Origin of the sequence: Rhizobium tumorigenes (genome assembly GCF_003240565.2) — a bacterium.
Classification (GTDB): Bacteria; Pseudomonadota; Alphaproteobacteria; order Rhizobiales; family Rhizobiaceae; genus Rhizobium; species Rhizobium tumorigenes.
Genome location: NZ_CP117255.1, coordinates 3,446,264 through 3,468,357, shown reverse-complemented (window position 1 = coordinate 3,468,357; position 22,094 = coordinate 3,446,264). Strand labels below are relative to the sequence as shown.

Sequence of the window (22,094 nt, the reverse complement as noted above, 5' to 3'; positions counted from 1 at the left end):
TGGTCATCGGCCGCTCTGGTCGAGCACGATGCAATAGCGTGCGGGACGTTCGGTCGGATTGTGGAAGACGTGGCCCTCGCCAATGGGCATGAATAGGCAATCGCCAGCATGTAGCCGCTGGACGGCGGCGGCCGTGATCACCTCCATCTCGCCCTCGAACAGCCAGAGGTGCTGAGTGATGCCACGGCCGGCAGCATGCGGTGGAAAACTGACGCGGGCGCCGGGTGGAAACGAAATCTCGACGATCTCGACGGGCGAAGCGGTGCGCGCCGGCGAGACTGCGCGCCTCACATAGCCCGTCTCCGGATCCCGCCAGACTGGCTGCTCCTCGCGCCTCGCCAAGGGCGACGCGGCCCTGCCCTCGTCCGCGAAAAAGGCGGAAAGAGACAGACCGAGAGCCGCGCAAAGGCGCGCCAGCAGTGACGCGGTCGGGCTCGCCTCGGCGCGCTCGATCCGCGAGATCATGGCACGGCTGACGCCCGAGGACCGGGCCAACTCATCCAGTGTCAGCGCCTTATCGATTCGCAACTGTCGGATCCGGACGCCAACTGCAATGTCCAGTTCCTGTTCCATGACACCCTCAATTTCTACTATCAGAGAATATCGTAGTCATATCATGGAATCAACCCCCGTCATGCGCGGAGATTTGCCGCCTCGGGTGCTTTGCAAATTCCCTCAAAGCCCTGCACTGCACCCGTTTTCCGCTTTGCGGCTGAGGACGGCGCTGCTATATGGCGCGCATGAGCACCGATCCGAACCGCATCCCACTCGACCATATCCGCAACTTTTCCATTGTCGCCCATATCGACCATGGCAAATCGACGCTTGCCGACCGGCTGATCCAATCGACGGGCGGCCTTGCCGAACGCGACATGTCGGAGCAGGTGCTCGACAGCATGGACATCGAGCGCGAACGCGGCATCACCATCAAGGCTCAGACCGTGCGCCTGCACTACCAGGCCAACAACGGCGAAAAATACGTCCTCAACCTGATCGACACACCCGGCCACGTCGACTTCGCCTATGAAGTTTCGCGCTCGCTTTCGGCCTGCGAAGGCTCGCTGCTGGTGGTCGACGCGTCACAGGGCGTCGAGGCGCAGACGCTGGCCAACGTCTACCAGGCCATCGACAACAACCACGAGATCGTCACGGTCCTCAACAAGATAGACCTGCCCGCCGCCGAGCCCGACCGCATCCGCGAGCAGATCGAGGAAGTCATCGGCATCGACGCCAGCCAAGCCGTACTGATTTCGGCCAAGACCGGCTTTGGCATCCCCGAGGTTCTGGAAGCCATCGTCCACCAGCTGCCGGCGCCGAAAAGCGAGATGGGCGAAAAAGGCCCGCTGAAGGCGCTCTTGGTCGACAGCTGGTACGACACCTATCTCGGGGTCATGGTTCTGGTGCGGATCCTCGACGGCGTGTTGACCAAGGGCCAGACCATCCGAATGATGGGCACCGACGCAAAATACCAGGTCGAACGCGTTGGCGTGCTGACGCCAAAGATGCTGACCGTCGACAGCCTCGGCCCGGGCGAGATCGGCTTCTTCACCGGCTCGATCAAGGAAGTGGCAGACACCCGCGTCGGCGACACCATCACTGAAGACAAGAAGCCTACGGCCAAGGCGCTGCCGGGCTTCAAGCCGGCCCAGCCGGTCGTCTTCTGCGGGTTGTTCCCCGTCGATGCGGCCGACTTCGAGGATCTGCGCGCTGCCATGGGCAAGCTGCGCCTCAACGACGCCTCGTTCTCGTTCGAAATGGAATCATCTGCCGCTCTCGGCTTCGGTTTCCGCTGCGGCTTCCTCGGCCTCCTGCATCTCGAAATCATCCAGGAACGCCTCGAGCGCGAGTTCGATCTCGACCTCATCGCCACCGCGCCGTCTGTGGTCTACAAGCTCAACATGACCGACGGCAGCGAACGCGAGCTGCACAATCCGGCCGACATGCCGGATGTCGTGCGCATCTCGGAAATCCACGAGCCTTGGATCAAGGCGACCATCCTGACCCCGGACGACTACCTCGGTGGCATCCTCAAGCTCTGCCAGGATCGCCGTGGCGTCCAGACCGAGCTCACCTATGTCGGCAAGCGCGCCATGCTGACCTACGAGCTGCCGCTCAACGAAGTTGTGTTCGACTTCTACGACCGGCTGAAATCGATTTCCAAGGGCTATGCCTCCTTCGACTACCATCTCGACGGCTACAAGGAAGGCAACCTCGTGAAAATGTCGATCATGGTCAACGGCGAGCCGGTCGACGCGCTGTCGATGCTGGTACACCGGACCGCCGCCGAAAAGCGCGGCCGCGACATGTGCGAAAAGCTGAAGGACCTGATCCCGCGGCACATGTTCAAAATCCCGATCCAGGCAGCTATCGGCGGCAACGTCATTGCCCGCGAGACGATCTCGGCAATGCGCAAGGACGTGACCGCCAAGTGCTACGGCGGCGACGCCTCCCGCAAGCGCAAGCTGCTCGACAAGCAGAAGGCCGGCAAGAAGCGCATGCGCCAGTTCGGCAAGGTGGACATTCCGCAGGAAGCGTTTATCGCGGCGCTGAAGATGAGCGACGAGTGAGGGGAAGCCCTTTCAACGCATATGATTGAGGGCGCCAAGGCGCCCTTTTGCTGTCTTTTCTTCCCATTGAACAGGATGATCGGTCGATGTTTGCGCGGCAGCTCATTCGCAGACCTTCCCCATAAGCAACAAATACTCAAGGCTGCTCAGCCTGTTGAAAGCAAGTCCGAAGTTTCGACGATATCCGCGAAATCCGCTTTGAGATGCGCTATCGTCACATCGAAGATCGTCCGTGCGGACATGCTCTCACCGGGCAGGTCGAAGCCGATCACCGCGTCGCGGACGACACACATTCGAAAACCGAGATCCGCACCGGCGCGAACAGTGGAGTTAACACAAAATCCAGCAACTGCTCCGGTTACGACTAGATCTGTAATGGCGTTTGCCCGCAGATAGCTTTCCAATTCCGTTGAGGCAAAGCCTGACGACGTCGTCTTTATAAAAAGGGGTTCGCTTTCGAGCTCCCTGACGCACGCGATCGATTGGAAGCCGGGTGCATTCGGATGGAGGGGTGAAGCCGTATCGCCGTCCCTATGGCGGATGTGGATCACCGCACGACCCTCCTCACGGAATGACCTCGCAAGCGCGGCGATCTTGCCGGCCGCATCGCCATTGACATGATCCCGTCCTGCTTCAATACGATGCTGCATCAGCATCTGCATATCAATGATAACGAGTGCGGTCTTCATGCCCTGCTCACCTGCAATTGAATCGTCTGCCGTTGAGACGGTTACTTAGCACTTAAGACATTTCATTTGGCACGGATACAGAACGCTTGCCGGCAGCGAAAAAATCCTGCGCGTCAATTCCGCGACGCCGGAGGGAGCCAAGCAGATTGCCTGCGAAAACATACGTCATGTTTGCGCGTCACTCATCGCGTCTTGAGGGGATCCTGCGCTGATGAGGAAAAGTCTGTGCCTTTGGCCGCCATTGCGACGCAAGGCCGGACAAACTAAATTGACCGCCAAAGGAAAAACCGACATGACCGCAAAACCCCGCATCACCATCCTCTACTGCACCCAGTGCAACTGGCTGCTGCGCGCCGCGTGGATGGCGCAGGAGCTGCTGCAAACATTTGGCGACAGTCTCGGCGAGGTCGCCCTCCTGCCCGGGACCGGAGGCAATTTCGAGATCCGGGTGGACGGTGAGCTGATCTGGGAACGCAAGCGCGACGGTGGCTTTCCGGGCCCGAAGGAGTTGAAGCAGCGGGTCCGCGACATCATCGAACCCGGGCGCGATCTCGGCCACACCGACCGGGAGCGCAGCGAGAGTTAAGCCGATCAGCGGCGCTCCGGCAGGACGCAGCGCACTGGCCTGCCGCCCGGCGCCTTGTAGCTGTCGGTCAACGGGTCGTAGGAGCGGTAACGGTTCATGCAGCTTTGGCGGTGGAAGCTCGGATCGGCGGCAGGCACGCGCACCTTCGGCGGCAGCCTCGGGGGCTGGGGTCTGAAGATGAAGCGAGGCGGCCGCGCGCCGGGACTATAGTATCGGGGTCCCGTCTGGCCCAGCGGACGATAGTTTGGCCGCTGATAGCTCTGGCGCGGCCCGAATGTGAAGCAACCGCGCGTATCGCATGTCGTAGAGACCTCGATCGAAACCGCCGGAGGCTCTATCTTGGCGATGGCTGTCAGAGGCAAGGCTTGAGCTGATAGTGCAGTCAGTGAAGCCATGGCTACCACAGCCATCGGAACGAGGTTGCGAAACCGTGCGGCACAACCTCCCCTTGGAGCGCCGGGGCTCCATGCGGTAAATTTCATCATTTCCCGTGCCGCTTTCTTTCGCGCGTCATATGGTAGGCTATATAGGACACCATCATGTCCTGCCCAAATGCGCAGAGCCAAACCTGTTGCGTCCGAGCTTTTGCGTCGGTTGATCGATCTTCGGTCCTGCGCCATAAAGCCTTATCAATGTCGGGAGTTATCGCGTGAGCAGTCTGAAATTTGGAACGAGCGGCCTTCGCGGCCTTTCTGTCGATCTCGAAGGCCGCGCCTCGGCTCTCTATGCGATGGCATTTGCCCGTCATCTCCTCTCAAGCGGCCATGCCAGGGCCGGCGACCCCATTCTCGTCGGTCGAGATTTTCGCGAGTCGAGCCCATCAGTTGCTGCGACCTGCATCGGGGCGCTGGCGCGCGCCGGCCTCCTGCCGATCGACTGCGGCGCCATCGCCACGCCAGCGCTGGCGCTTTTTGGCCTGGAACTCGGAGCCGCGAGCCTGATGGTGACCGGCTCTCATATTCCGGCTGATCGCAACGGCATCAAATTCTACCGCCCGGATGGCGAAATCGACAAGCAGGACGAAGAAGCCATCACAGCGGAAGCGTGCGCCATCGGCGACACCGCCATCGATGCCTCGCCTGCCAGCGCGGATAAGCGCGGCGAGCAGGCTGAGGCACAGTTCTTGAGCCGCAACGCCGCACTGCTGCCAGCAGGCAGCCTTTCGGGCCTGACCGTCGGCGTCTACGAGCACAGCACGGTCGCCCGCGACCTGCTGGGGCAAGTCCTGGCTCATTACGGCGCCCGCGTCGTGCCGCTCGGTCGCTCCGACACATTCATCCCGGTCGATACAGAAGCCGTTTCTGCCCAGACGGTCGAACTGCTCCGCGGATGGACGAACGAACACCGGCTCGATGCCATCGTCTCCGCCGATGGCGACGGCGACCGGCCACTCGTCTCGGACGAACACGGCGAGCCGCTGCGCGGCGACCTCCTCGGTCTCATCGCCGCCAATTTCCTCGGTGCCGGCGTGCTTGTCACGCCTGTCACCTCCAATTCCGGTATCGAGACAGCCGGCCGCTACAGCGTCACCCGCACCCGCGTCGGCTCGCCCTATGTGATCGCTGGCATGAACGCCGCGCTGGCGGCCGGCCGGCCGGGCGTCATGGGTTTCGAGGCCAATGGCGGCACGTTGACGGCGAGCGCCTTTACCGTCAACGGCACGACCATCCATCCCCTGCCGACGCGCGACAGCTTTCTGCCAATCCTTGCCACGCTCCATGCCGCAGCGGCTTCGAAGAAGACGCTGTCCCAGGTCGCCGCCGGCTACAGCCTGCCCTTTGCCGCAGCCGACCGGCTGGAGAACTTCGCACTCGAGACCAGCGGCGCGCTGATGGCGCATCTGCGCGCCTCGAAGGGCAATCTGGCTGCGTTTCTGGCACCTGTTGGATCTGTGGCCTCAACGAGCGACATAGACGGCCTACAAGTCATGCTGGAAGACGGCCGGATGATCCATTTCCGTCCCTCGGGCAATGCCCCGGAAATGCGCTGCTATGTCGAGGCAGCCAGCGAAAACGAGGCAAAGACGCTTTTGGTCCAAGGACTTGATCTCGTCCGCAGTTATGCCCGAACGGGCCATTGAGTCGCTTTTTCTGGGAATGACATCAAAACTTCAAAAACGCTGTTGACAGCAGCGGACGACCCCCTTACATGCCTGACCGTCGCCCAGATGGCGGAATTGGTAGACGCGCCAGCTTCAGGTGCTGGTACCCGAAAGGGTGTGGAGGTTCGAGTCCTCTTCTGGGCACCATTCCATTTTTGATCTCTGCCAGATCAACAGCTTAGCTTTCACAATGATTGTTAGCGGACGCCCCTTCGGGGGTGTCTTTTGCTGTTTTTACGCTGCGCGAAACTCGTTGTTGGACGGGTCAGCGATTACGATTGTTGTATTGCCAGTAGCTGTAGTTGGGTGGGCGGGTGCTTTCGGAAATGACGCCGTTCTGGTCGCAAACGTAGACCAGGCGCGGATAGTCGCGGTAGAAGCTGCGATAGCCGAAATCGAGGTCGGCCAAGCGCGTCCAGCACTTAAACTTTTCTTTAAATTCCTGTGGTGCCGTGACGCCTGGCAAATTCTTGTAGGGATAGATCGGCTTGCTCCATGTGAGCTTACCCTCACCTTCGGCAAAGACGTGGTAGGGTGTCAGGGCAAACAGCGTGGCTCCGACCAGAGCAACTCTCATTATCCACATGAACGCCGACCCTTCTGCTGGGGGAACATTGCGCAACGCCCCATGCTGTCCGCATATAGTCATTAGCGGAACCGAGGGAAAGCCGGGAGCTTTACAAAGGCGGCGCGGCCTCATCACATCTTGCTGAAACCGATGTCCCAACGTAACAGCCTGTCACAAATGGCGATCCCGGACACGCTTGAACTCCCCCGGGCGGCGTGGCATTAGGTTGGGATGAGGAAAAGTTGCGATAACTGTAAGGCATATGTCCAATCATTTCCGGTTTTGTGACGTGTAAGTCGTGCTGATCTGTCAGGAGTTAGGTGAATGCTTGAACGGGTCGAGCGGAAGGATGCCGGTTACGGAATTGACAAGGCAGTCCCCGCGTCTCCGATTGTCATTTACGTCATCAACCTGGATCGCAGCATCGAGCGCTGGAACCGCCTCCGAAACCAGGCTGTCCAGCACGGCCTGAACCTTGTTCGCGTTGCAGCGGTGGATGGTCAATCAGTTCTTGAGGATGAGCGCGTCGGCTTTCATCCTCGCTCTTTCAGTTATCACAACGGCCGCACGATCCTCGCCGGCGAGTACGGCTGTTATCGAAGCCACCTGCTGGCACTTGAAACCTTCGTGGCCAGTGGGGATGCAATGGCCGTCATCATCGAGGACGATGTCGACCTCAACGCGGCACTTATCCCGCGGGCCATGGCGGCTGTCGCGGCCGTGTCCGCCACCGAGGGCAGCGTCATCAAGCTCGCCAATCACCGTAAGGTCGGTTTCAGGCCTGTCGCCATGACCGCGCTAGGCGATGTCGTCGGCCGCTGTCTGCATGGACCTCAGGGCTCGGCCGCATGCTACATCGTCACCCGCGAGGCGGCATTGAAGCTGGTAAAAAGGTTGAATACGGTTCTGTTGCCTTACGATGTCGCTCTCGAACGGGGCTGGTCCACCGGCGTCCAGACGTTTTCGACGGAAGACAATCTCGTGACATTCAGCCCACATCGAAGAGATACGACGATCGGCAAGAGGTCGCATTACAAGGCTGCCAAGCGACACTTCATGCTGCGCATGACGACCCACTGGTTCCGCGCCCACGACCAGCTGCGACGATGGTTCTATGCGACATGGGGATGCCAACGGATCAGCCGCTAGAAAATCCAGGCGCTAAGCGAACACAGAAGACCGCGAACCGGTCTATGCGGCGGTATCTGCCTCGCGTTCGCGAAATACCAGATCAACCACATCTCCGTTCGGGGCATAGCCGGAGACCAGCATCTTCAGGATGGCCTGCGCGAGCGGAATGTCATTTTCATCCAATGCCTTCTCCAGCGCCGCCAGGCGTTCGGTCAATTCCGGCCACCTAAGAAAATCCTCGCGAGCCCGCATGATGCGCGGATGCGGCGTCGGCTGTGGATTGTCGCCGATCAGCAGTTCCTCGAATAGTTTTTCGCCGGGACGCAGGCCGGTAATCCGCAATTCGATATCGCCCTCCGGATTATCGTCGTCCAGAACGCTGAAGCCGGAAAGCTCAACCATGCGACGGGCGAGATCAACAATGCGGACCGGCTCTCCCATGTCGAGCAGAAAGACATCGCCGCCCGAGGCCATGGCGCCTGCCTGGATGACCAGTTGCGAGGCTTCCGGGATTGTCATGAAATAGCGGGTGATCTCCGGATGGGTAAGCGTAACCGGGCCCCCGTCGCGGATCTGCTGGCGAAACAGCGGCACGACGGAACCCGATGAACCCAGCACGTTGCCGAAGCGGACCATCGAAAAACTCGTGGTCGTACCGCTGGTGACGCGATCGGCGTCGAGGGCCTGCAGCACCATCTCCGCCAGTCGCTTGCTCGCGCCCATGATATTGGTCGGGCGAACCGCCTTGTCCGTGCTGATGAGGACGAAATTCTCGACTCCCGCCTTTTGGGCTGCCTTGGCTGCGGCGACGGTCCCGGTGACGTTGTTCTTGATGCCTTCGGCAGGGTTGTACTCGACGAGCGGCACGTGCTTGTAGGCGGCAGCGTGGTAGACGGTGCTCGGCTTCCAGGCCGACATGATCTGCTCCAGACGCGGGCCGTCGCGAACGGAGGCAAGAAAAGGGATGATGCGGATCTCGGCATCCTGGATCGCCATCGCCGCCTTCTCAAGCTCGCCCAGGATGAGATAGAGGCCGAATTCGTTCTGCTCTACCAGCAACAGGCTCGAGGGACGGTTCTTGACGATCTGCCGGCACAACTCACTGCCGATCGAGCCTCCCGCACCGGTCACCATGACGACCTTTCCGCGAATATTGCGATCGAGCAAAGCCTGGTCGGGCGCGATGACATCGCGGCCCAGCAGGTCCTCGATATCGAGTTCCCGCAAGTCGGACACGGCCACACGTCCCTGCGCCAAGGCGGTCAGGTCGGGCATAGTGCGGACGGTCACGCGGGCCTTGCGAATCGCCTCCAGAATCTCGTTGCGGCGTTGCCGGGTCGCATTCGGCAACGCCAGCAACACGTCGCGTGTCTCGCCAGTAGCGACGAGTGCCGGCAGGTCGGCAGGATCGTAGATTGGAAGCCCGGCCATGATGCTGCCATGCAAGTGTCTGTCATCGTCGAGAAAGCCGACGACGTTTAGCTCAGAGCTGGCAGCAAGGGCTGCGGCGAGCTGACGACCGGAGGCGCCGGCGCCATAGATCAGAACTTTCGCCAGCGAGTTGCGGTTCAGAAGCCGCTGATAAGCGTTTCCGAGCCAGTAGCGGGTCCACATGCGCGACAACCCGACGGCGATCAGCAACAGCAACGGCTGCAATATGCCGACGGTGCGCGGCACGCCTGGAATGCTGATCGCGGTGAAGATCGTCATGAAGGCCAGGCCGTAGATCGCCACCGCCTTGACCACCGTCATGAACGCTGACAGCCCGGCATAGCGGAAGATCGCGCGGTAAAGCCCCAGCACGATGAAGATCGGTATCGCAAGCAGGAGCGAAACAAAGGCGGGGACCCATTCGACACCCTCGAGGATCACCCACCCGTCAAGTCGCAGGCAATAGGCAAACCACACCGTAAGTACACAGAGGCTTGAATCAACCAGGAGTGCAAAGGCGCGCTTTGTTACGCGCGGCAAAGCCAAAAAGGGCAGAACGAGCCGATCGGCAGGTACCATCAACAATTTCCTCAGGCGCCGGTCATCCCAGTCCGCAATTGCATTTCCTCCGGGCATATTCGCCCGTCTCCAGCACACCAAGTATCTCTTGCTGCTTCCAACAGCAAAAGGCAATTGCGCGAGACAGCCGCGCGTCGTCTTTAGCAACGCTATAGCGCAAAATCACCGCTCGCGGCAAAAGGAAAACCTCCGGCGCGGTTATTGTTTTGAAAGGGATAATCCCAAGTCCTTAAACGGGTGGCAGATCTGCGGATGCCAATCTCTGGACCTGCCGGGAACCTGTCTGTATGCAGAGAGTATAAACGCGCGGCCGAGACCGCTAACCCGTGGGCGACTGATATGAAAATCTCGATCGCTGACATGGCGCGCAGGTTTGCGATGCTTTCGGCGGCTCTGACAGGGCTCGTGACCTTCGCCGGCAGCGGCGAGGCAGCGGGGCTTTGCTATCGCGGGATCAATCTCTCGGGCGCTGAGTACGGTGATCGCGATGGCGTCGCAGGGACGGACTACACCTATCCTACGCAGGCAACCGTGCATTACTTTGCCGGCAAGGACATGAATGTCGTGCGCCTGCCTTTCCTTTGGGAGAGGCTTCAGCCCAAGCTGAACGAGAAACTCGATGACGAAGAACTTTCGCGCCTGAAGGCGGCCGTCGACCGGATCCACAAGAACGGCATGACGGTCATTCTCGACCCGCACAATTACGCCCGTTACGACAAGGTGACGATTTCGCAGGATCCGGTCACCGATGATGCATTCGGTGACTTCTGGTCCCGGCTTGGCGGCGCCTTCGCCAACCAGCCAAGCACAGTCTTCGGCCTGATGAACGAGCCAAACGATATCAAGGCGCCGGACTGGCTGAAAGCAGCCAATACCGCGATCGGCAGGATCCGCGCGGTCGGCGCCCGCAATCTCATCCTTGTTCCCGGGACAATCTGGACCGGCGCCCACTCATGGAGCGAGGACAGGCTCGGCGGCGGCTCCAACGCCGACGTCATGCTTGGCGTAACGGACCCGCTCGATTTCTACGCCTACGAATTTCACCAGTATCTCGATGCTGACTGGTCGGGAACCCATGCTCTCTGCGAAGGCACTGACAAGGCACGCACCGGTATCACTGAAGTCACCAACTGGCTGAGGCAGAACCATAAACGGGGATTTCTGGGCGAGTTCGGCGCCGCCGGCAATCAGCCCTGCCTCGATGGGCTTCAGAGTATGCTCGACATCCTAGGCAAGAACAGCGACGTCTGGCTCGGCTGGAGCTATTGGGCGGCGGGCGACTGGTGGCCGGAGAGCGAGCCGCTTAACGTGCAACCGCGCAAGACACCGGACCGGCCGCAGATGGCGCTGCTGGCAACTGTGGCCAAGAACCAGCGTATGGCGAAAGCATGCAGCGCGACCGTAAAATAAGCGAGAGCAAAGACCGGCGATGGTCCGCAGGGACACGACTTGTCTTTCCCGGACCGCGCTTCCACTCCGCATCGCTATGGGCTACCGGCTTGGGGCAAACGTGATGCGCGACAGCGAAAACAGCAATGTCCAGGAAATTGGCTTCATCCTGATCCCAGGCTTCGCGCTGATGTGCTATGCCTCGGCGGTGGAGCCGCTGAGGGCGGCCAATCTCCTTGCCGGTCGGGAAATCTATCGCTTTCGTGTGTTCTCACCGCAAGGTGTATTCGCAGTCGCCTCGAATGGCGTGCAGGTGCCCGCGGAACCTCTGCCGGGTCGCGGTGAGCGGCTGCACACGGTCTTCGTGGTTGCCGGCGGCCATCCGGACGAATGGAACTGGCCAGGCGTCTATAGCGCGCTCCGGGCGCTCGATCGGGACGGGGTACGCATCGGCGGCATCTCTGGTGGGCCGTACCTGCTGGCCGCAGCCGGACTTCTCTCCGGCGAGCGCTTCACCATCCACTGGGAGCATGCCCCGGCGCTAATCGAGGATTTTCCCGGCATGACACCGCTGCAGGCGCGCTACATCATCGACGGCAAGCGGCTGACCTGCGGCGGTGGCGTCGCGCCACTTGACATGCTGCACGCGATCATTGCGGCCCGCATGGGTGCAGATTTTGCCCGCCGGGTGAGCGACTGGTACCTGCACAGGCATGTCAGTTCGGCCGCAGAGCCGCAGCGGGCTTCCGAGGCCGAGCGCCATGGCACGCACCATCCTATCCTGCTTGCGGTGATCGAGAAGATGGAGACGACGATCGAGCAGCCGCTCGATCGCAAGGCGATGGCGATCTTCGCGCGGATCACGCCCCGCCATCTCGACCGGCTGTTTGCAACCAGACTTAACTCGACATTCCTTTCCGAATACCGCCGGATAAGGCTGGCCCACGCACGAAAGCTGCTGCAGCAGAGCAGCCTTTCCATCTCGGAGATTGCCTTTGCCTGCGGCTTCTCCAACCCCGGACATTTTTCGCGCTGCTACCGGCAGGCTTACGGCGGATCTCCGAAAACTGACCGCAAGACAAACTGAAGCATTCAATCGATCTTTCTTTAAAGGAAATTTATTTTCTTCCTAGTTGAAGATACTTGAGATTCTTGCTAGGCCTCTCGCAACGATCACTCGGAGAATTTTATCATGTGCGGCATTGTCGGCCTGTTCCTCAAGGACAAAAGCCTGGAACCCCAGCTGGGCGCGATGCTGTCCACGATGCTGGTGACGATGACCGACCGTGGGCCGGATTCGGCTGGTATCGCGATCTACGGGGGCTCTCAAGGGCGCGACGCCAAGATCACCGTGCAATCCGCGACGCCTGCGAAGGATTTTGCCGGACTTCAGGCAGAGCTGGAAGAGGCGCTGGGGCAGACGATTGCGGTTGAGATCAAGAGCAGCCATGCCGTCATTACACTCCCGAAAGACAAGCTGGATGATGCCCGCTCGGCGCTGGGCGAACTTCGCCCGGATATCCGCGTGATGAGCAGCGGCGATTCGATCGAGATCTATAAGGAAACCGGCCTGCCGCGCGATGTCGTGGCGCGCTTCGGCGTCGCCGACATGTCCGGTACGCACGGCATCGGCCACACCCGCATGGCGACGGAGTCTGCGGTCACCACGCTCGGCGCCCATCCGTTTTCCACAGGCTCGGACCAGTGCCTGGTGCACAACGGCTCGCTCTCCAACCACAACAACCTGCGCCGCTCGCTAAAGCATCAGGGCATGCGCTTCGAGACAGAGAACGATTCCGAAGTCGCGGCCGCCTATCTGACGGCTGAAATGGCCAAGGGCAAAAACCTTGGAGCGGCACTGGAAGGTGCTGTCGACGATCTCGACGGCTTCTTCACCTTCGTCGTCGGCACCAAATCCGGTTTCGGCGTGCTGCGCGATGCCATCGCCTGCAAGCCTGCCGTGATGGCCGAGACCGACCAGTATGTCGCCTTCGGTTCGGAATACCGGGCATTGGTCAGCCTGCCCGGCATCGAGGCCGCGCGTGTCTGGGAGCCGGAGCCAGCGACCGTTTACTTCTGGGAGCACTGAACTGGCTCTACGCCGGATGCTTCTATCCCCTTCCAAGTTACCAATTGCAGGACAGAACATGCCCACCTTCGATCTGGCGATCACGCCGCTCCGCGATCTCAATCAGGCCCTGCATGACATTTCGCCGGGATCCAACGATCTGCATTTCGAGGTGATCAACCCCCGCGGCAGCCATGCCGTCGCTTGCGGCGTGCATGCGCCGGTTGCCATCGATGTGCAGGGCAATGTCGGCTATTATTGCGGCGGAATGAACGAAGACGCCACCATCACCATCCACGGATCGGCCGGGCCCGGTGTCGGCGAAAACATGATGTCCGGGACGATTGTCGTCAAAGGCGACGCTTCGCAATATGCCGGCGCCACGGCCTGCGGCGGCATGCTGGTGATCGAGGGTAACGCCTCGTCGCGTTGCGGCATTTCGATGAAGGGCGTCGATATCGTCGTGCGCGGCAGCATCGGCCACATGTCCGCCTTCATGGCACAGGCCGGTAACCTGGTCGTCCTCGGCGATGCCGGCGATGCGCTGGGCGACTCGCTCTACGAAGCAAAGATTTTCGTGCGCGGTACGGTGAAAAGCCTGGGCGCGGACTGCATCGCCAAGGAGATGAAGCCGAAACACCTGAGGTTGCTGGCCGAACTGCTGGAAAAGGCCGGCATCACAGACGTCAAGCCGGAGGAATTCAACCGCTACGGCTCGGCGCGCAAGCTCTACACATTCAATGTCGACAATGCGGACGCCTATTGAGCGTCAGACCAAAGCAGGCAGCGGGGACTTTCCGCTGCGACAAAAAAACAATGCGATCAATCGAGGTCCGCCATGAGCTACCAGAACCCGCCGACCACGCCACGTTCCTCGGCAACCTTCGACGAATATACCATGTCGGAAATCCGCCGGGCTGCGGCAACCGGCATCTATGACATCAGAGGCGGCGGCGCCAAGCGCAAGCTGCCGCACTTCGACGACCTTTTGTTCCTTGGCGCGTCGATCTCGCGCTATCCGCTCGAAGGCTACCGCGAAAAGTGCGAGACCAATGTCGTGCTTGGCAGTCGCTTCGCCAAGAAGCCGATCGAACTGAAGATCCCAATCACCATTGCCGGCATGAGCTTCGGATCGCTATCAGGCCCGGCCAAGGAAGCACTCGGCCGTGGCGCGACGATCGCCGGCACTTCGACCACCACGGGCGACGGCGGGATGACGGAGGAGGAGCGCGGCCATTCGCAGATCCTCGTCTACCAGTACCTGCCATCGCGCTACGGCATGAACCCCAAGGACCTGCGCCGCGCCGACGCTATCGAGATCGTCATCGGCCAGGGTGCCAAGCCCGGTGGCGGCGGCATGCTGCTTGGCCAGAAGATATCGGACCGGGTTGCGGACATGCGCACCCTGCCGAAGGGCATCGACCAGCGCTCAGCCTCGCGCCATCCTGATTGGACCGGGCCCGACGATCTTGAGATCAAGATCATGGAGTTGCGCGAAATCACCAACTGGGAAAAGCCTATCTATGTGAAGGTCGGCGGCTCCCGTCCCTATTATGACACGGCACTTGCGGTAAAAGCGGGCGCAGATGTTGTGGTACTCGATGGCATGCAGGGCGGCACGGCAGCGACGCAGGAAGTGTTCATCGAGAATGTCGGCATGCCGACGCTCGCCTGCATCCGCCCCGCAGTACAGGCGCTGCAGGATCTCGGCATGCATCGCAAGGTGCAGCTGATCATTTCTGGCGGTATCCGCAACGGCGCCGATGTTGCGAAGGCTCTGGCGCTCGGCGCCGATGCCGTGTCGATCGGAACGGCGGCACTGGTTGCCATTGGCGAAAACGATCCGCGCTGGGCAGCAGAATATGCAGCACTCGGCACGACAGCCGAAGCCTATGACGACTGGCATGAGGGCAAAGACCCGGCGGGGATCACCACCCAGGATCCGGAACTGATGAAGCGTGTCGATCCGGTTGCTGCCGGACGCCGCCTTGCCAATTATCTGAAGGTGATGACGCTGGAGGCGCAGACGATCGCCAGGGCCTGTGGCAAGAACCATGTGCACAATCTGGAGCCGGAAGATCTGTGCGCGTTGACGATCGAGGCGTCGGCCATGGCGCAGGTGCCGCTGGCCGGTACCTCCTGGATCCCCGGCAAGGGCGGCTTCTGACATGGCCGTATATACTGCGACCATTTTGTGGGAGCGGGGGGCGGCAGAGCCGTTCACCGACAATCGCTATGGTCGCGGACATTCCTGGTCGTTCGACGGCGGTGTCAGCGTTCGCGCCTCATCCTCGCCGCACGTGGTACCGCGCTACTCGGATCCATCCGGCATCGATCCGGAGGAAGCCTTTGTTGCCAGCCTTTCGTCCTGCCATATGCTGACGTTTCTCTATCTCGTGGCCAAGCGCGGCTTCGTGGTCAACCGCTACGAGGATGTCGCCGAAGGCGTGATGGCAAAGAACGAGAACGGCCGCATGTGGGTCGCCAAAGTTGTGTTGCGTCCGCTTATTGTCTGGGAGGGCAATGGTCCGGACGCGAAGGTGGCTGCCGAACTGCATCACCTGGCCCATGAAGAATGCTTTATCGCGAATTCGGTGCGCACGGAGGTGTCCTGCGAACCCGTAGACTGACAGGCCGGAAAGGCCGCAGCGAAAACCAAATGGGGAACTGCACGATGACGATCAATCTCGAGACGTGGGCGAAGGAACGCGGCGTCAAATACTTCATGATCAGCTACACCGACCTGTTCGGCGGCCAGCGGGCGAAGCTCGTACCAAGCCAGGCGATTGCAGGCATGCAGGCCGACGGTGCCGGTTTCGCTGGCTTTGCCACCTGGCTCGACATGACGCCGGCGCATCCGGATCTGTTTGCAGTGCCCGATGCCTCATCGGCCATCCAGCTGCCGTGGAAGAAGGATGTTGCCTGGGTTGCAGCCGATTGTGTGATGGAGGGCAAGCTGGTCGAGCAGGCGCCGCGCAACGTGCTGAAGAAGCTGATTGGCGAGGCCGAGGCGCTCGGAAAGCGCGTCAAGACGGGTGTGGAGGCCGAGTTCTTCCTGATCACGGCCGACGGCGAACAGATCTCCGACAAATACGATACGGCCGACAAGCCCTGCTACGACCAGCAGGCGGTCATGCGCCGCTATGACGTCATCACCGAGATCTGCGACTACATGCTGGAGCTCGGCTGGCGCCCGTACCAGAACGACCACGAGGATGCAAACGGCCAGTTCGAGATGAACTGGGAGTTCGACGACGCTCTCATCACCGCAGACAAGCATTCCTTCTTCAAGTTCATGGTCAAGTCCGTTGCCGAAAAGCACGGGCTGCGCGCCACGTTCATGCCCAAGCCCTTCAAGGGCCTGACCGGCAACGGCTGCCATTGCCACATCTCGGTCTGGGATACCGACGGCAAGACCAACGTCTTTGCCGACAAAAGCATGGATTTCGGGCTATCGGCCGAGGGCCGCCAGTTTCTCGGCGGTATCATGAAGCATGCCTCGGCGCTGGCGGCGATCACCAATCCGACCGTGAATTCCTACAAGCGCATCAATGCGCCGCGCACGACCTCCGGCGCCACTTGGTCGCCGAACACGGTGACATGGACCGGCAACAACCGCACCCACATGGTGCGCGTACCCGGGCCGGGCCGCTTCGAGCTGCGGCTGCCCGATGGCGCGGTCAATCCGTACCTGCTGCAGGCGGTAATCATCGCTGCCGGCCTCGACGGGCTGAACACCAATGCCGATCCCGGCAGGCACTACAACATCGACATGTATGCCGAAGGCCATCTCGTGAAGGACGCGCCGCGTCTGCCGCTGAACCTTCTCGACGCCTTGCGTGAATACGACAAGGACGAGGGACTAAAGCAGGCGATGGGCCTCGAATTCTCCGCCGCATTCGTCAAGCTCAAGCACCAGGAATGGAACACCTATGCCTCGCATTTCACCCAGTGGGAGCGCGATACGACGCTGGACATCTAGGATGGCGGCATTTGGAAATCCCGCGCAAGCACTTCCCTGCCAACGGCGGGGATACGCGTTCCGACGACGCAATGGGAACGGGATTTTCGCTTGCCTGCCGTAATCTGCAAGCGAATGGGCTGCGGGCTTGCAAGGCGATCTACGCGCCTGTAGCCCCTGGCTTTGCGGATTGCGCTGCGCATCCGGCTATCCGGCGCCCATGCTTTGATTTATGCAGGTCCAAAACCTGCGAATGAGGGAACAGACATGAAGAGCTACGTGCTGACGGTATCCTGCCAATCGACGCGCGGAATCGTTGCGGCCATTTCAACCTATCTGGCGGCCCAGGGTTGCAACATCGTCGATTCGTCGCAATTCGACGATCTCGATACCGGCAAGTTCTTCATGCGCGTCAGCTTCATGTCCGAGGAGGGCATCGCACAGGAGGCGCTGGTCGAGGGCTTCAAGCCGATAGCCGCGACCTTCGAGATGGATGCCGAAATCCATGATGCGACGAAGCGCATGAAAGTACTGCTGATGGTATCGCGCTTCGGCCATTGTCTCAACGACCTGCTCTATCGCTGGAAGATCGGCGCTCTACCGATCGACATTGTCGGCGTCGTATCCAATCATTTCGAATACCAGAAGGTCGTCGTCAACCATGACATCCCCTTTCACCACATCAAGGTGACGAAGGAAAACAAGTTGAAGGCCGAAGCGGAGATCATGGACGTTGCCGAGCAGACCGGCACGGAGCTGATCGTGCTTGCCCGCTATATGCAAATCCTTTCAGACGACATGTGCCGCAAGATGTCGGGGCGGATCATCAATATCCACCACTCCTTCCTGCCGAGCTTCAAAGGGGCCAACCCCTACAAGCAAGCCTATGAGCGCGGCGTCAAGCTGATCGGCGCAACGGCGCACTATGTCACCGCCGATCTCGACGAAGGCCCGATCATCGAGCAGGATACCGCACGGGTTACCCACGCGCAAAGCGCCGAGGACTATGTATCCATCGGTCGCGACGTCGAGAGCCAGGTGCTCGCCCGCGCCATCCACGCCCATATCCATCACCGGACCTTCATCAACGGCAACCGAACAGTCGTCTTCCCGGCAAGCCCCGGCAGCTATGCTTCGGAGCGCATGGGTTAGCCGGACATAACGGCGAGCAAAATCGACATTCGCGGCGTTTGCGCCCCGGCTGATTGCATCTTTGTCTTGTGGCTGCCAGGATTTGCCGTATCTGCTTCTCGCAGTAAGTGATCCGGGGGGTGTCATGACCGACCAAGCGCTCGTCAACCGCATGCAATTGCCGAGGCCCGAAGTCACGGCGGCAGACGCTGCCGAAATTGCCGCGACCTATTATGGTCTCTCGGGCGAGTTCATCGAACTTGGCAGCCAGCAGGACCGGAACTTCCGGCTCGATACCGGCGAAGCGCGCTATGTGCTGAAAATTTGCCACGCGGACTATGCCACCGTCGAACTCGAAGCGCAGAATGCCGCGCTTCGCTATCTTCGCGCGATGGACGGGGCACCGCGCGTTCCGGAGATCATCCCGACAGTCGGCGGTGCCGAGATTGTCGCTTTGAGCATCAGCGACCAGGACCTCCAGATCCGGCTCCTGAGCTATGTCGAGGGCCAGGGCCTGACGCGCCGCAAGCATCTGCCGACAGCGACGGTGGCGGCTCTCGGGACGCTTTGCGCCGGACTGGCAAAGTCGCTTTCCGGTTTCGACCATCACGGGCTCGACCGTACACTGCAGTGGGATCTGCGCCGGGCCGGGCCGGTGGCGGTGCATTTGCTGTCGGCGATCACAAATCACGAGGCCCGCGACCGCATCGCCAAGGCCATGGTGACCGCAGTCAAGCGCATCCAGCCGCTGGCGACGCAATTGCGCGTGCAGCCGGTGCACCACGACGTGACCGGCGACAATGTGGTGGCGCGGCCGGATGGTTATGGCAATCTCATTCCCGATGGCGTGATCGACTTCGGCGACATCATCAAGGGCTGGGTGGTCGGCGACCTCGCCGTGACATGCGCCTCGCTTCTGCATCATGCGGATGGCGATCCCCTGTTTATCCTGCCGACGGTTGCGGCCTACCATGCCGTGATGCCGCTAAGTGGGGTCGAGTTGCAAGCTCTGTGGCCGCTGATCGTCGCGCGCGCCGTGATCCTTGTGGCGAGCAGCGAGCAGCAGCTGGCGATCGATCCCGACAATAGTTATGTCCGTGACAACATCGTCCTCGAGCGCGAGATCTTCGAGGTCGCGACGTCCACCAATGCCGATTTCATGGACGCTGCCATTCTGAGGGCAGTCGGCATCGATCCGCCGCCGATCGACACCTCGGCGTGGATGCCGCTGCTTGAAAGCATTGACACCGCGGATATTCTTTCGCTCAACCTGTCGACAACGAGCCCGCTGCTGGACGATGGCAATTGGCTGGAGCCTGATATCGATTGGCGACTGCTGGCGAAGGCAGCCAGCGAGACGGGATTGGCAGCGACGCGGTACGGAGAGTTCCGCCTGTCGCTGACAGAGCCACTTGCCCTGCAGCCGCCAAAGAATTTTGCCCTGCACTGCGACGTCTGCCTGCCCGCCGGCACCATCGTCAACGCACCCTTTGCCGGCAGCATCATCAACGACAACCAGCATCTGGTGCTGGTAGGACTGGATGTCTGCCTGCACCTCGACGGCATCGCCTGCAGCCTGGAAGACAATGCCGAGATTGCTGCCGGCTATGCGCTCGGAACGATAGCCGGCAACGAGGGCTCGGTCGGCGGGTTGCGGGTGCAGCTTTGCCGCAGTCCGGCGCTGGTGCCGCCGCTGCTGTGTGCCCGCCATGCGGCCCCGGCCTGGTCGGCGCTTTGCCCGTCACCGTCTGCGTTGCTCGGGCCTGGGGTTGAAGCCCCCAAGGGAAGCGGCGCCGAAAAGCTGGCCTGTCGGATGAGCCATCTGGCGGCCTCACAGAAACACTATTACTCAAACCCGCCGCAGATCGAGCGCGGCTGGCGCGAATATCTCTTCGATGTCGAAGGACGCACCTATCTCGACATGATCAACAACGTCACGATCCTCGGTCATGCCCATCCGCGTCTCAACGCGGCGATTGGCCGGCAATGGTCGCTGCTTAATACCAACTCGCGTTTTCACTATGCGGCAATCGCGGATTTCTCGGAGCGGCTGGCCGCACTTGCGCCGAAGGGCCTCGACTGCGTGTTCCTGGTCAACAGCGGTTCGGAAGCGAACGACCTCGCTTTGCGGCTTGCCTGGGCCTATACCGGCGCCCGCAACATGCTCTGCCTGAAGGAGGGCTATCATGGCTGGTCGGTCGCCAGCGACGCGGTCTCGACTTCGCTTGCCGATAACCCGCAGGCCCTGACAACGCGGCCAGACTGGGTGCATGCAGCCCCGGCGCCGAACAGCTTTCGCGGGCAGTTTCGCGGACCGGACGCCGGCAACGCCTATGTCGAAGCAACGAGGCCATTGATCGATGCCGTCCGTGAAAGTGGCGAGGGCCTGGCTGGCGTTATTGCAGAATCACTCTGCGGCAATGCCGGCGGAATCGTGCTGCCCGACGGCTACCTCAGCCAGATCTATGCGCTCGTGCGCGACGCTGGCGGCGTCTGCATCGCCGACGAGGTGCAGATCGGCTATGGCCGGCTCGGGGATTTTTTCTGGGGGTTCGAACAGCAGGGCGTGGTCCCCGATATCATTACGATTGCCAAGGGCATGGGCAACGGCCACCCTCTCGGTGCTGTCATCACCAGCAGGCCGATTGCCGATGCGCTGGAACGGCAAGGCTATTTCTTCTCCTCGACAGGTGGAAGTCCGGTTAGTTCGATCGTCGGCATGACGGTGCTCGACATCCTGGAGGACGAGGCGCTGCAGAACAATGCTCGAGTTGTCGGTGAACATCTGAAGGCCCGGATGGTGTCGATGATCGAGCGCTTTCCCCTGATCGGGGCGGTACATGGCATGGGGCTCTATCTAGGCCTGGAACTGATCACTGACCGTGATTCGCTTGCGCCTGCAACCATGGAGGCGGCAGTACTTTGCGATAGGCTGCTGGAACTCGGCGTCATCGTGCAGCCGACCGGCGATCACCTCAACGTGTTGAAGATCAAGCCGCCACTTTGTATCAGCAGGGAGAGCGCCGAGTTTTTCCTGCAAGCCCTGGAAAAGGCGCTCATCGAAGCTTCGGAGAGCCTGGGTTGGGCCGTTAACCATTAGGGTCATTTGGCGACCCGGCTGATTTTCAACCGTTGGGGGATTGTCCTGCTGATCCCGAATTCCTATCTCTGGGTCGTCGGAGAAGAAGCGAATCCCGGCTTCAGGCATCTTAGGAAGAACGGATTATCTTTCGCAGATATGCTCGGCAGCTGGAACGATATTTCGACGACAGGCAAAATTTTGACATCGACCGGAATATGTTTGCGATGGAAACCGGGCTATAGTCTACCAATCGAGTAGATATATCTGGCTCCATCGTCCGGTCTCCGGCCATTGCGGGAGACCTCAAAAGTGCAACGCCAACGCAAGGGAAGTGACATGAGAAAAGACACACTTATCGCATGCCCGCCTTGGGAGCTTGTGCTGGACCAAGACTGCTCGGGCTTCCGCTCCGGCCCGCGCTGTCGAATGTGACGTTCGTCCCTTTCGGAACAACATCGTCATTTTTCCATAACCGTGCATAGCGCGGTGGGAGTATCGCATGAAGAAGCAAGTTATCGAATATGCAGGCGTGCCTGTCGGTATCGTCGTCCCTGACGAAGATCAATTGCGGTTCATTGCCGTGAAATACCATGTCCATGATCTGGATGAGCGTCGCTTCGGCAGCGCTGACGAAGTCAGGCTCGCCATTCGCGACCTCCTGGCACGCAGCCCTGCAAAGCCCATCCACGTCTAGGCTCAGTTGCGGGCCAAGCCGGCATTAACGCTCAAAACCTGCCAAGCAAGACCGGTTCAGCGGAAGCTGTGCCGGTCTTGTCTTTTCCAATGCCTTGCGATCCTATCGCCACAAGAC

General features: G+C 60.7%; 19 protein-coding genes and 1 tRNA gene. 15 read left to right on the top strand and 5 right to left on the bottom strand.

Going from position 1 to position 22,094, the window contains the following annotated elements; all coding sequences use genetic code 11:
• Positions 1-3: 3 nt before the first annotated feature.
• Complete coding sequence (locus tag PR017_RS16845; protein ID WP_111216084.1) at positions 4-573, bottom strand: helix-turn-helix domain-containing protein; 570 nt, start codon at positions 571-573, stop codon at positions 4-6.
• A gap of 158 nt (positions 574-731) precedes the next feature.
• On the opposite strand from PR017_RS16845, the gene lepA reads away from it, so the two are divergent.
• Entirely contained in the window at positions 732-2,567 is a 1,836-nt protein-coding gene (gene lepA, locus PR017_RS16840; RefSeq protein WP_111216083.1) for a translation elongation factor 4, read from the top strand.
• 146 nt (positions 2,568-2,713) lie between these two features.
• On the opposite strand, the gene PR017_RS16835 is transcribed toward lepA, so the two are convergent.
• Entirely contained in the window at positions 2,714-3,256 is a 543-nt protein-coding gene (locus PR017_RS16835; protein ID WP_111216081.1) for an isochorismatase family protein, read from the bottom strand.
• A gap of 292 nt (positions 3,257-3,548) precedes the next feature.
• On the opposite strand from PR017_RS16835, the gene PR017_RS16830 reads away from it, so the two are divergent.
• The gene (locus tag PR017_RS16830; protein ID WP_111216079.1) at positions 3,549-3,842 is read left to right on the top strand and encodes an Rdx family protein; all 294 of its coding nucleotides are present in this window, start codon (positions 3,549-3,551) and stop codon (positions 3,840-3,842) included.
• Between the two features lie 5 nt (positions 3,843-3,847).
• On the opposite strand, the gene PR017_RS16825 is transcribed toward PR017_RS16830, so the two are convergent.
• Positions 3,848-4,237: a BA14K family protein gene (locus PR017_RS16825; RefSeq protein WP_161959273.1), complete on the bottom strand. Its 390-nt coding sequence runs from the start codon at positions 4,235-4,237 to the stop codon at positions 3,848-3,850.
• A 263-nt stretch (positions 4,238-4,500) separates the two neighbouring features.
• On the opposite strand from PR017_RS16825, the gene PR017_RS16820 reads away from it, so the two are divergent.
• The gene (locus PR017_RS16820; RefSeq protein ID WP_206423107.1) at positions 4,501-5,922 is read left to right on the top strand and encodes a phosphomannomutase; all 1,422 of its coding nucleotides are present in this window, start codon (positions 4,501-4,503) and stop codon (positions 5,920-5,922) included.
• Between the two features lie 81 nt (positions 5,923-6,003).
• Positions 6,004-6,090, top strand: a tRNA-Leu gene (locus tag PR017_RS16815).
• Between the two features lie 118 nt (positions 6,091-6,208).
• Here PR017_RS16815 and PR017_RS16810 read toward each other — a convergent pair.
• Entirely contained in the window at positions 6,209-6,529 is a 321-nt protein-coding gene (locus PR017_RS16810; RefSeq protein WP_133255536.1) for a hypothetical protein, read from the bottom strand.
• 306 nt (positions 6,530-6,835) lie between these two features.
• On the opposite strand from PR017_RS16810, the gene PR017_RS16805 reads away from it, so the two are divergent.
• Complete coding sequence (locus PR017_RS16805) at positions 6,836-7,660, top strand: glycosyltransferase family 25 protein (RefSeq protein ID WP_111216072.1); 825 nt, start codon at positions 6,836-6,838, stop codon at positions 7,658-7,660.
• A 42-nt stretch (positions 7,661-7,702) separates the two neighbouring features.
• Here the strand turns inward: PR017_RS16805 and PR017_RS16800 are convergent, their stop codons facing one another.
• Entirely contained in the window at positions 7,703-9,652 is a 1,950-nt protein-coding gene (locus tag PR017_RS16800; protein WP_111216070.1) for a polysaccharide biosynthesis protein, read from the bottom strand.
• Between the two features lie 339 nt (positions 9,653-9,991).
• Between PR017_RS16800 and PR017_RS16795 the strand changes: the two genes are divergently transcribed.
• The 10 genes from PR017_RS16795 (at position 9,992) to PR017_RS16750 (ending at position 21,977) form a co-directional block, all read left to right on the top strand.
• Positions 9,992-11,062, top strand: a complete 1,071-nt coding sequence (locus PR017_RS16795; RefSeq protein WP_425070006.1) for a glycoside hydrolase family 5 protein — start codon at positions 9,992-9,994, stop codon at positions 11,060-11,062.
• A 103-nt stretch (positions 11,063-11,165) separates the two neighbouring features.
• Positions 11,166-12,128: a GlxA family transcriptional regulator gene (locus PR017_RS16790; protein WP_111216068.1), complete on the top strand. Its 963-nt coding sequence runs from the start codon at positions 11,166-11,168 to the stop codon at positions 12,126-12,128.
• 105 nt (positions 12,129-12,233) lie between these two features.
• A complete protein-coding gene (locus tag PR017_RS16785) occupies positions 12,234-13,130 on the top strand; it encodes a class II glutamine amidotransferase (protein ID WP_111216066.1) in 897 nt (298 codons plus the stop codon).
• A gap of 58 nt (positions 13,131-13,188) precedes the next feature.
• A complete protein-coding gene (locus tag PR017_RS16780; protein ID WP_111216065.1) occupies positions 13,189-13,875 on the top strand; it encodes a GltB/FmdC/FwdC-like GXGXG domain-containing protein in 687 nt (228 codons plus the stop codon).
• A gap of 72 nt (positions 13,876-13,947) precedes the next feature.
• Positions 13,948-15,276 carry an FMN-binding glutamate synthase family protein gene (locus PR017_RS16775; RefSeq protein ID WP_111216063.1) on the top strand — a complete coding sequence of 443 codons (1,329 nt, stop codon included), beginning with the start codon at positions 13,948-13,950 and terminating at the stop codon, positions 15,274-15,276.
• A gap of 1 nt (position 15,277) precedes the next feature.
• Entirely contained in the window at positions 15,278-15,739 is a 462-nt protein-coding gene (locus PR017_RS16770; RefSeq protein ID WP_111216061.1) for an OsmC family protein, read from the top strand.
• Positions 15,740-15,783: 44 nt separating this feature from the next.
• Positions 15,784-17,091, top strand: coding sequence for a type III glutamate--ammonia ligase (gene glnT, locus PR017_RS16765; RefSeq protein ID WP_111216909.1), 1,308 nt, complete (start codon positions 15,784-15,786; stop codon positions 17,089-17,091).
• Between the two features lie 246 nt (positions 17,092-17,337).
• Complete coding sequence (gene purU, locus PR017_RS16760) at positions 17,338-18,222, top strand: formyltetrahydrofolate deformylase (RefSeq protein WP_111216060.1); 885 nt, start codon at positions 17,338-17,340, stop codon at positions 18,220-18,222.
• A gap of 124 nt (positions 18,223-18,346) precedes the next feature.
• The gene (locus tag PR017_RS16755; protein ID WP_111216058.1) at positions 18,347-21,301 is read left to right on the top strand and encodes an aminotransferase; all 2,955 of its coding nucleotides are present in this window, start codon (positions 18,347-18,349) and stop codon (positions 21,299-21,301) included.
• A gap of 481 nt (positions 21,302-21,782) precedes the next feature.
• Positions 21,783-21,977, top strand: a complete 195-nt coding sequence (locus tag PR017_RS16750; protein ID WP_111216056.1) for a hypothetical protein — start codon at positions 21,783-21,785, stop codon at positions 21,975-21,977.
• Positions 21,978-22,094 lie beyond the last annotated feature (117 nt).

Bases quoted from the DNA above. Each gene is read 5' to 3' on its own strand.
- PR017_RS16845 (WP_111216084.1), bottom strand. From the start codon at position 573: ATGGAACAGGAACTGGACATTGCAGTTGGCGTCCGGATCCGACAGTTG.
- lepA (WP_111216083.1), top strand. From the start codon at position 732: ATGGCGCGCATGAGCACCGATCCGAACCGCATCCCACTCGACCATATC.
- PR017_RS16835 (WP_111216081.1), bottom strand. From the start codon at position 3,256: ATGAAGACCGCACTCGTTATCATTGATATGCAGATGCTGATGCAGCAT.
- PR017_RS16830 (WP_111216079.1), top strand. From the start codon at position 3,549: ATGACCGCAAAACCCCGCATCACCATCCTCTACTGCACCCAGTGCAAC.
- PR017_RS16825 (WP_161959273.1), bottom strand. From the start codon at position 4,237: ATGGCTTCACTGACTGCACTATCAGCTCAAGCCTTGCCTCTGACAGCC.
- PR017_RS16810 (WP_133255536.1), bottom strand. From the start codon at position 6,529: ATGTGGATAATGAGAGTTGCTCTGGTCGGAGCCACGCTGTTTGCCCTG.
- PR017_RS16805 (WP_111216072.1), top strand. From the start codon at position 6,836: ATGCTTGAACGGGTCGAGCGGAAGGATGCCGGTTACGGAATTGACAAG.
- PR017_RS16800 (WP_111216070.1), bottom strand. From the start codon at position 9,652: ATGGTACCTGCCGATCGGCTCGTTCTGCCCTTTTTGGCTTTGCCGCGC.
- PR017_RS16795 (WP_425070006.1), top strand. From the start codon at position 9,992: ATGAAAATCTCGATCGCTGACATGGCGCGCAGGTTTGCGATGCTTTCG.
- PR017_RS16790 (WP_111216068.1), top strand. From the start codon at position 11,166: ATGCGCGACAGCGAAAACAGCAATGTCCAGGAAATTGGCTTCATCCTG.
- PR017_RS16785 (WP_111216066.1), top strand. From the start codon at position 12,234: ATGTGCGGCATTGTCGGCCTGTTCCTCAAGGACAAAAGCCTGGAACCC.
- PR017_RS16780 (WP_111216065.1), top strand. From the start codon at position 13,189: ATGCCCACCTTCGATCTGGCGATCACGCCGCTCCGCGATCTCAATCAG.
- PR017_RS16775 (WP_111216063.1), top strand. From the start codon at position 13,948: ATGAGCTACCAGAACCCGCCGACCACGCCACGTTCCTCGGCAACCTTC.
- PR017_RS16770 (WP_111216061.1), top strand. From the start codon at position 15,278: ATGGCCGTATATACTGCGACCATTTTGTGGGAGCGGGGGGCGGCAGAG.
- glnT (WP_111216909.1), top strand. From the start codon at position 15,784: ATGACGATCAATCTCGAGACGTGGGCGAAGGAACGCGGCGTCAAATAC.
- purU (WP_111216060.1), top strand. From the start codon at position 17,338: ATGAAGAGCTACGTGCTGACGGTATCCTGCCAATCGACGCGCGGAATC.
- PR017_RS16755 (WP_111216058.1), top strand. From the start codon at position 18,347: ATGACCGACCAAGCGCTCGTCAACCGCATGCAATTGCCGAGGCCCGAA.
- PR017_RS16750 (WP_111216056.1), top strand. From the start codon at position 21,783: ATGAAGAAGCAAGTTATCGAATATGCAGGCGTGCCTGTCGGTATCGTC.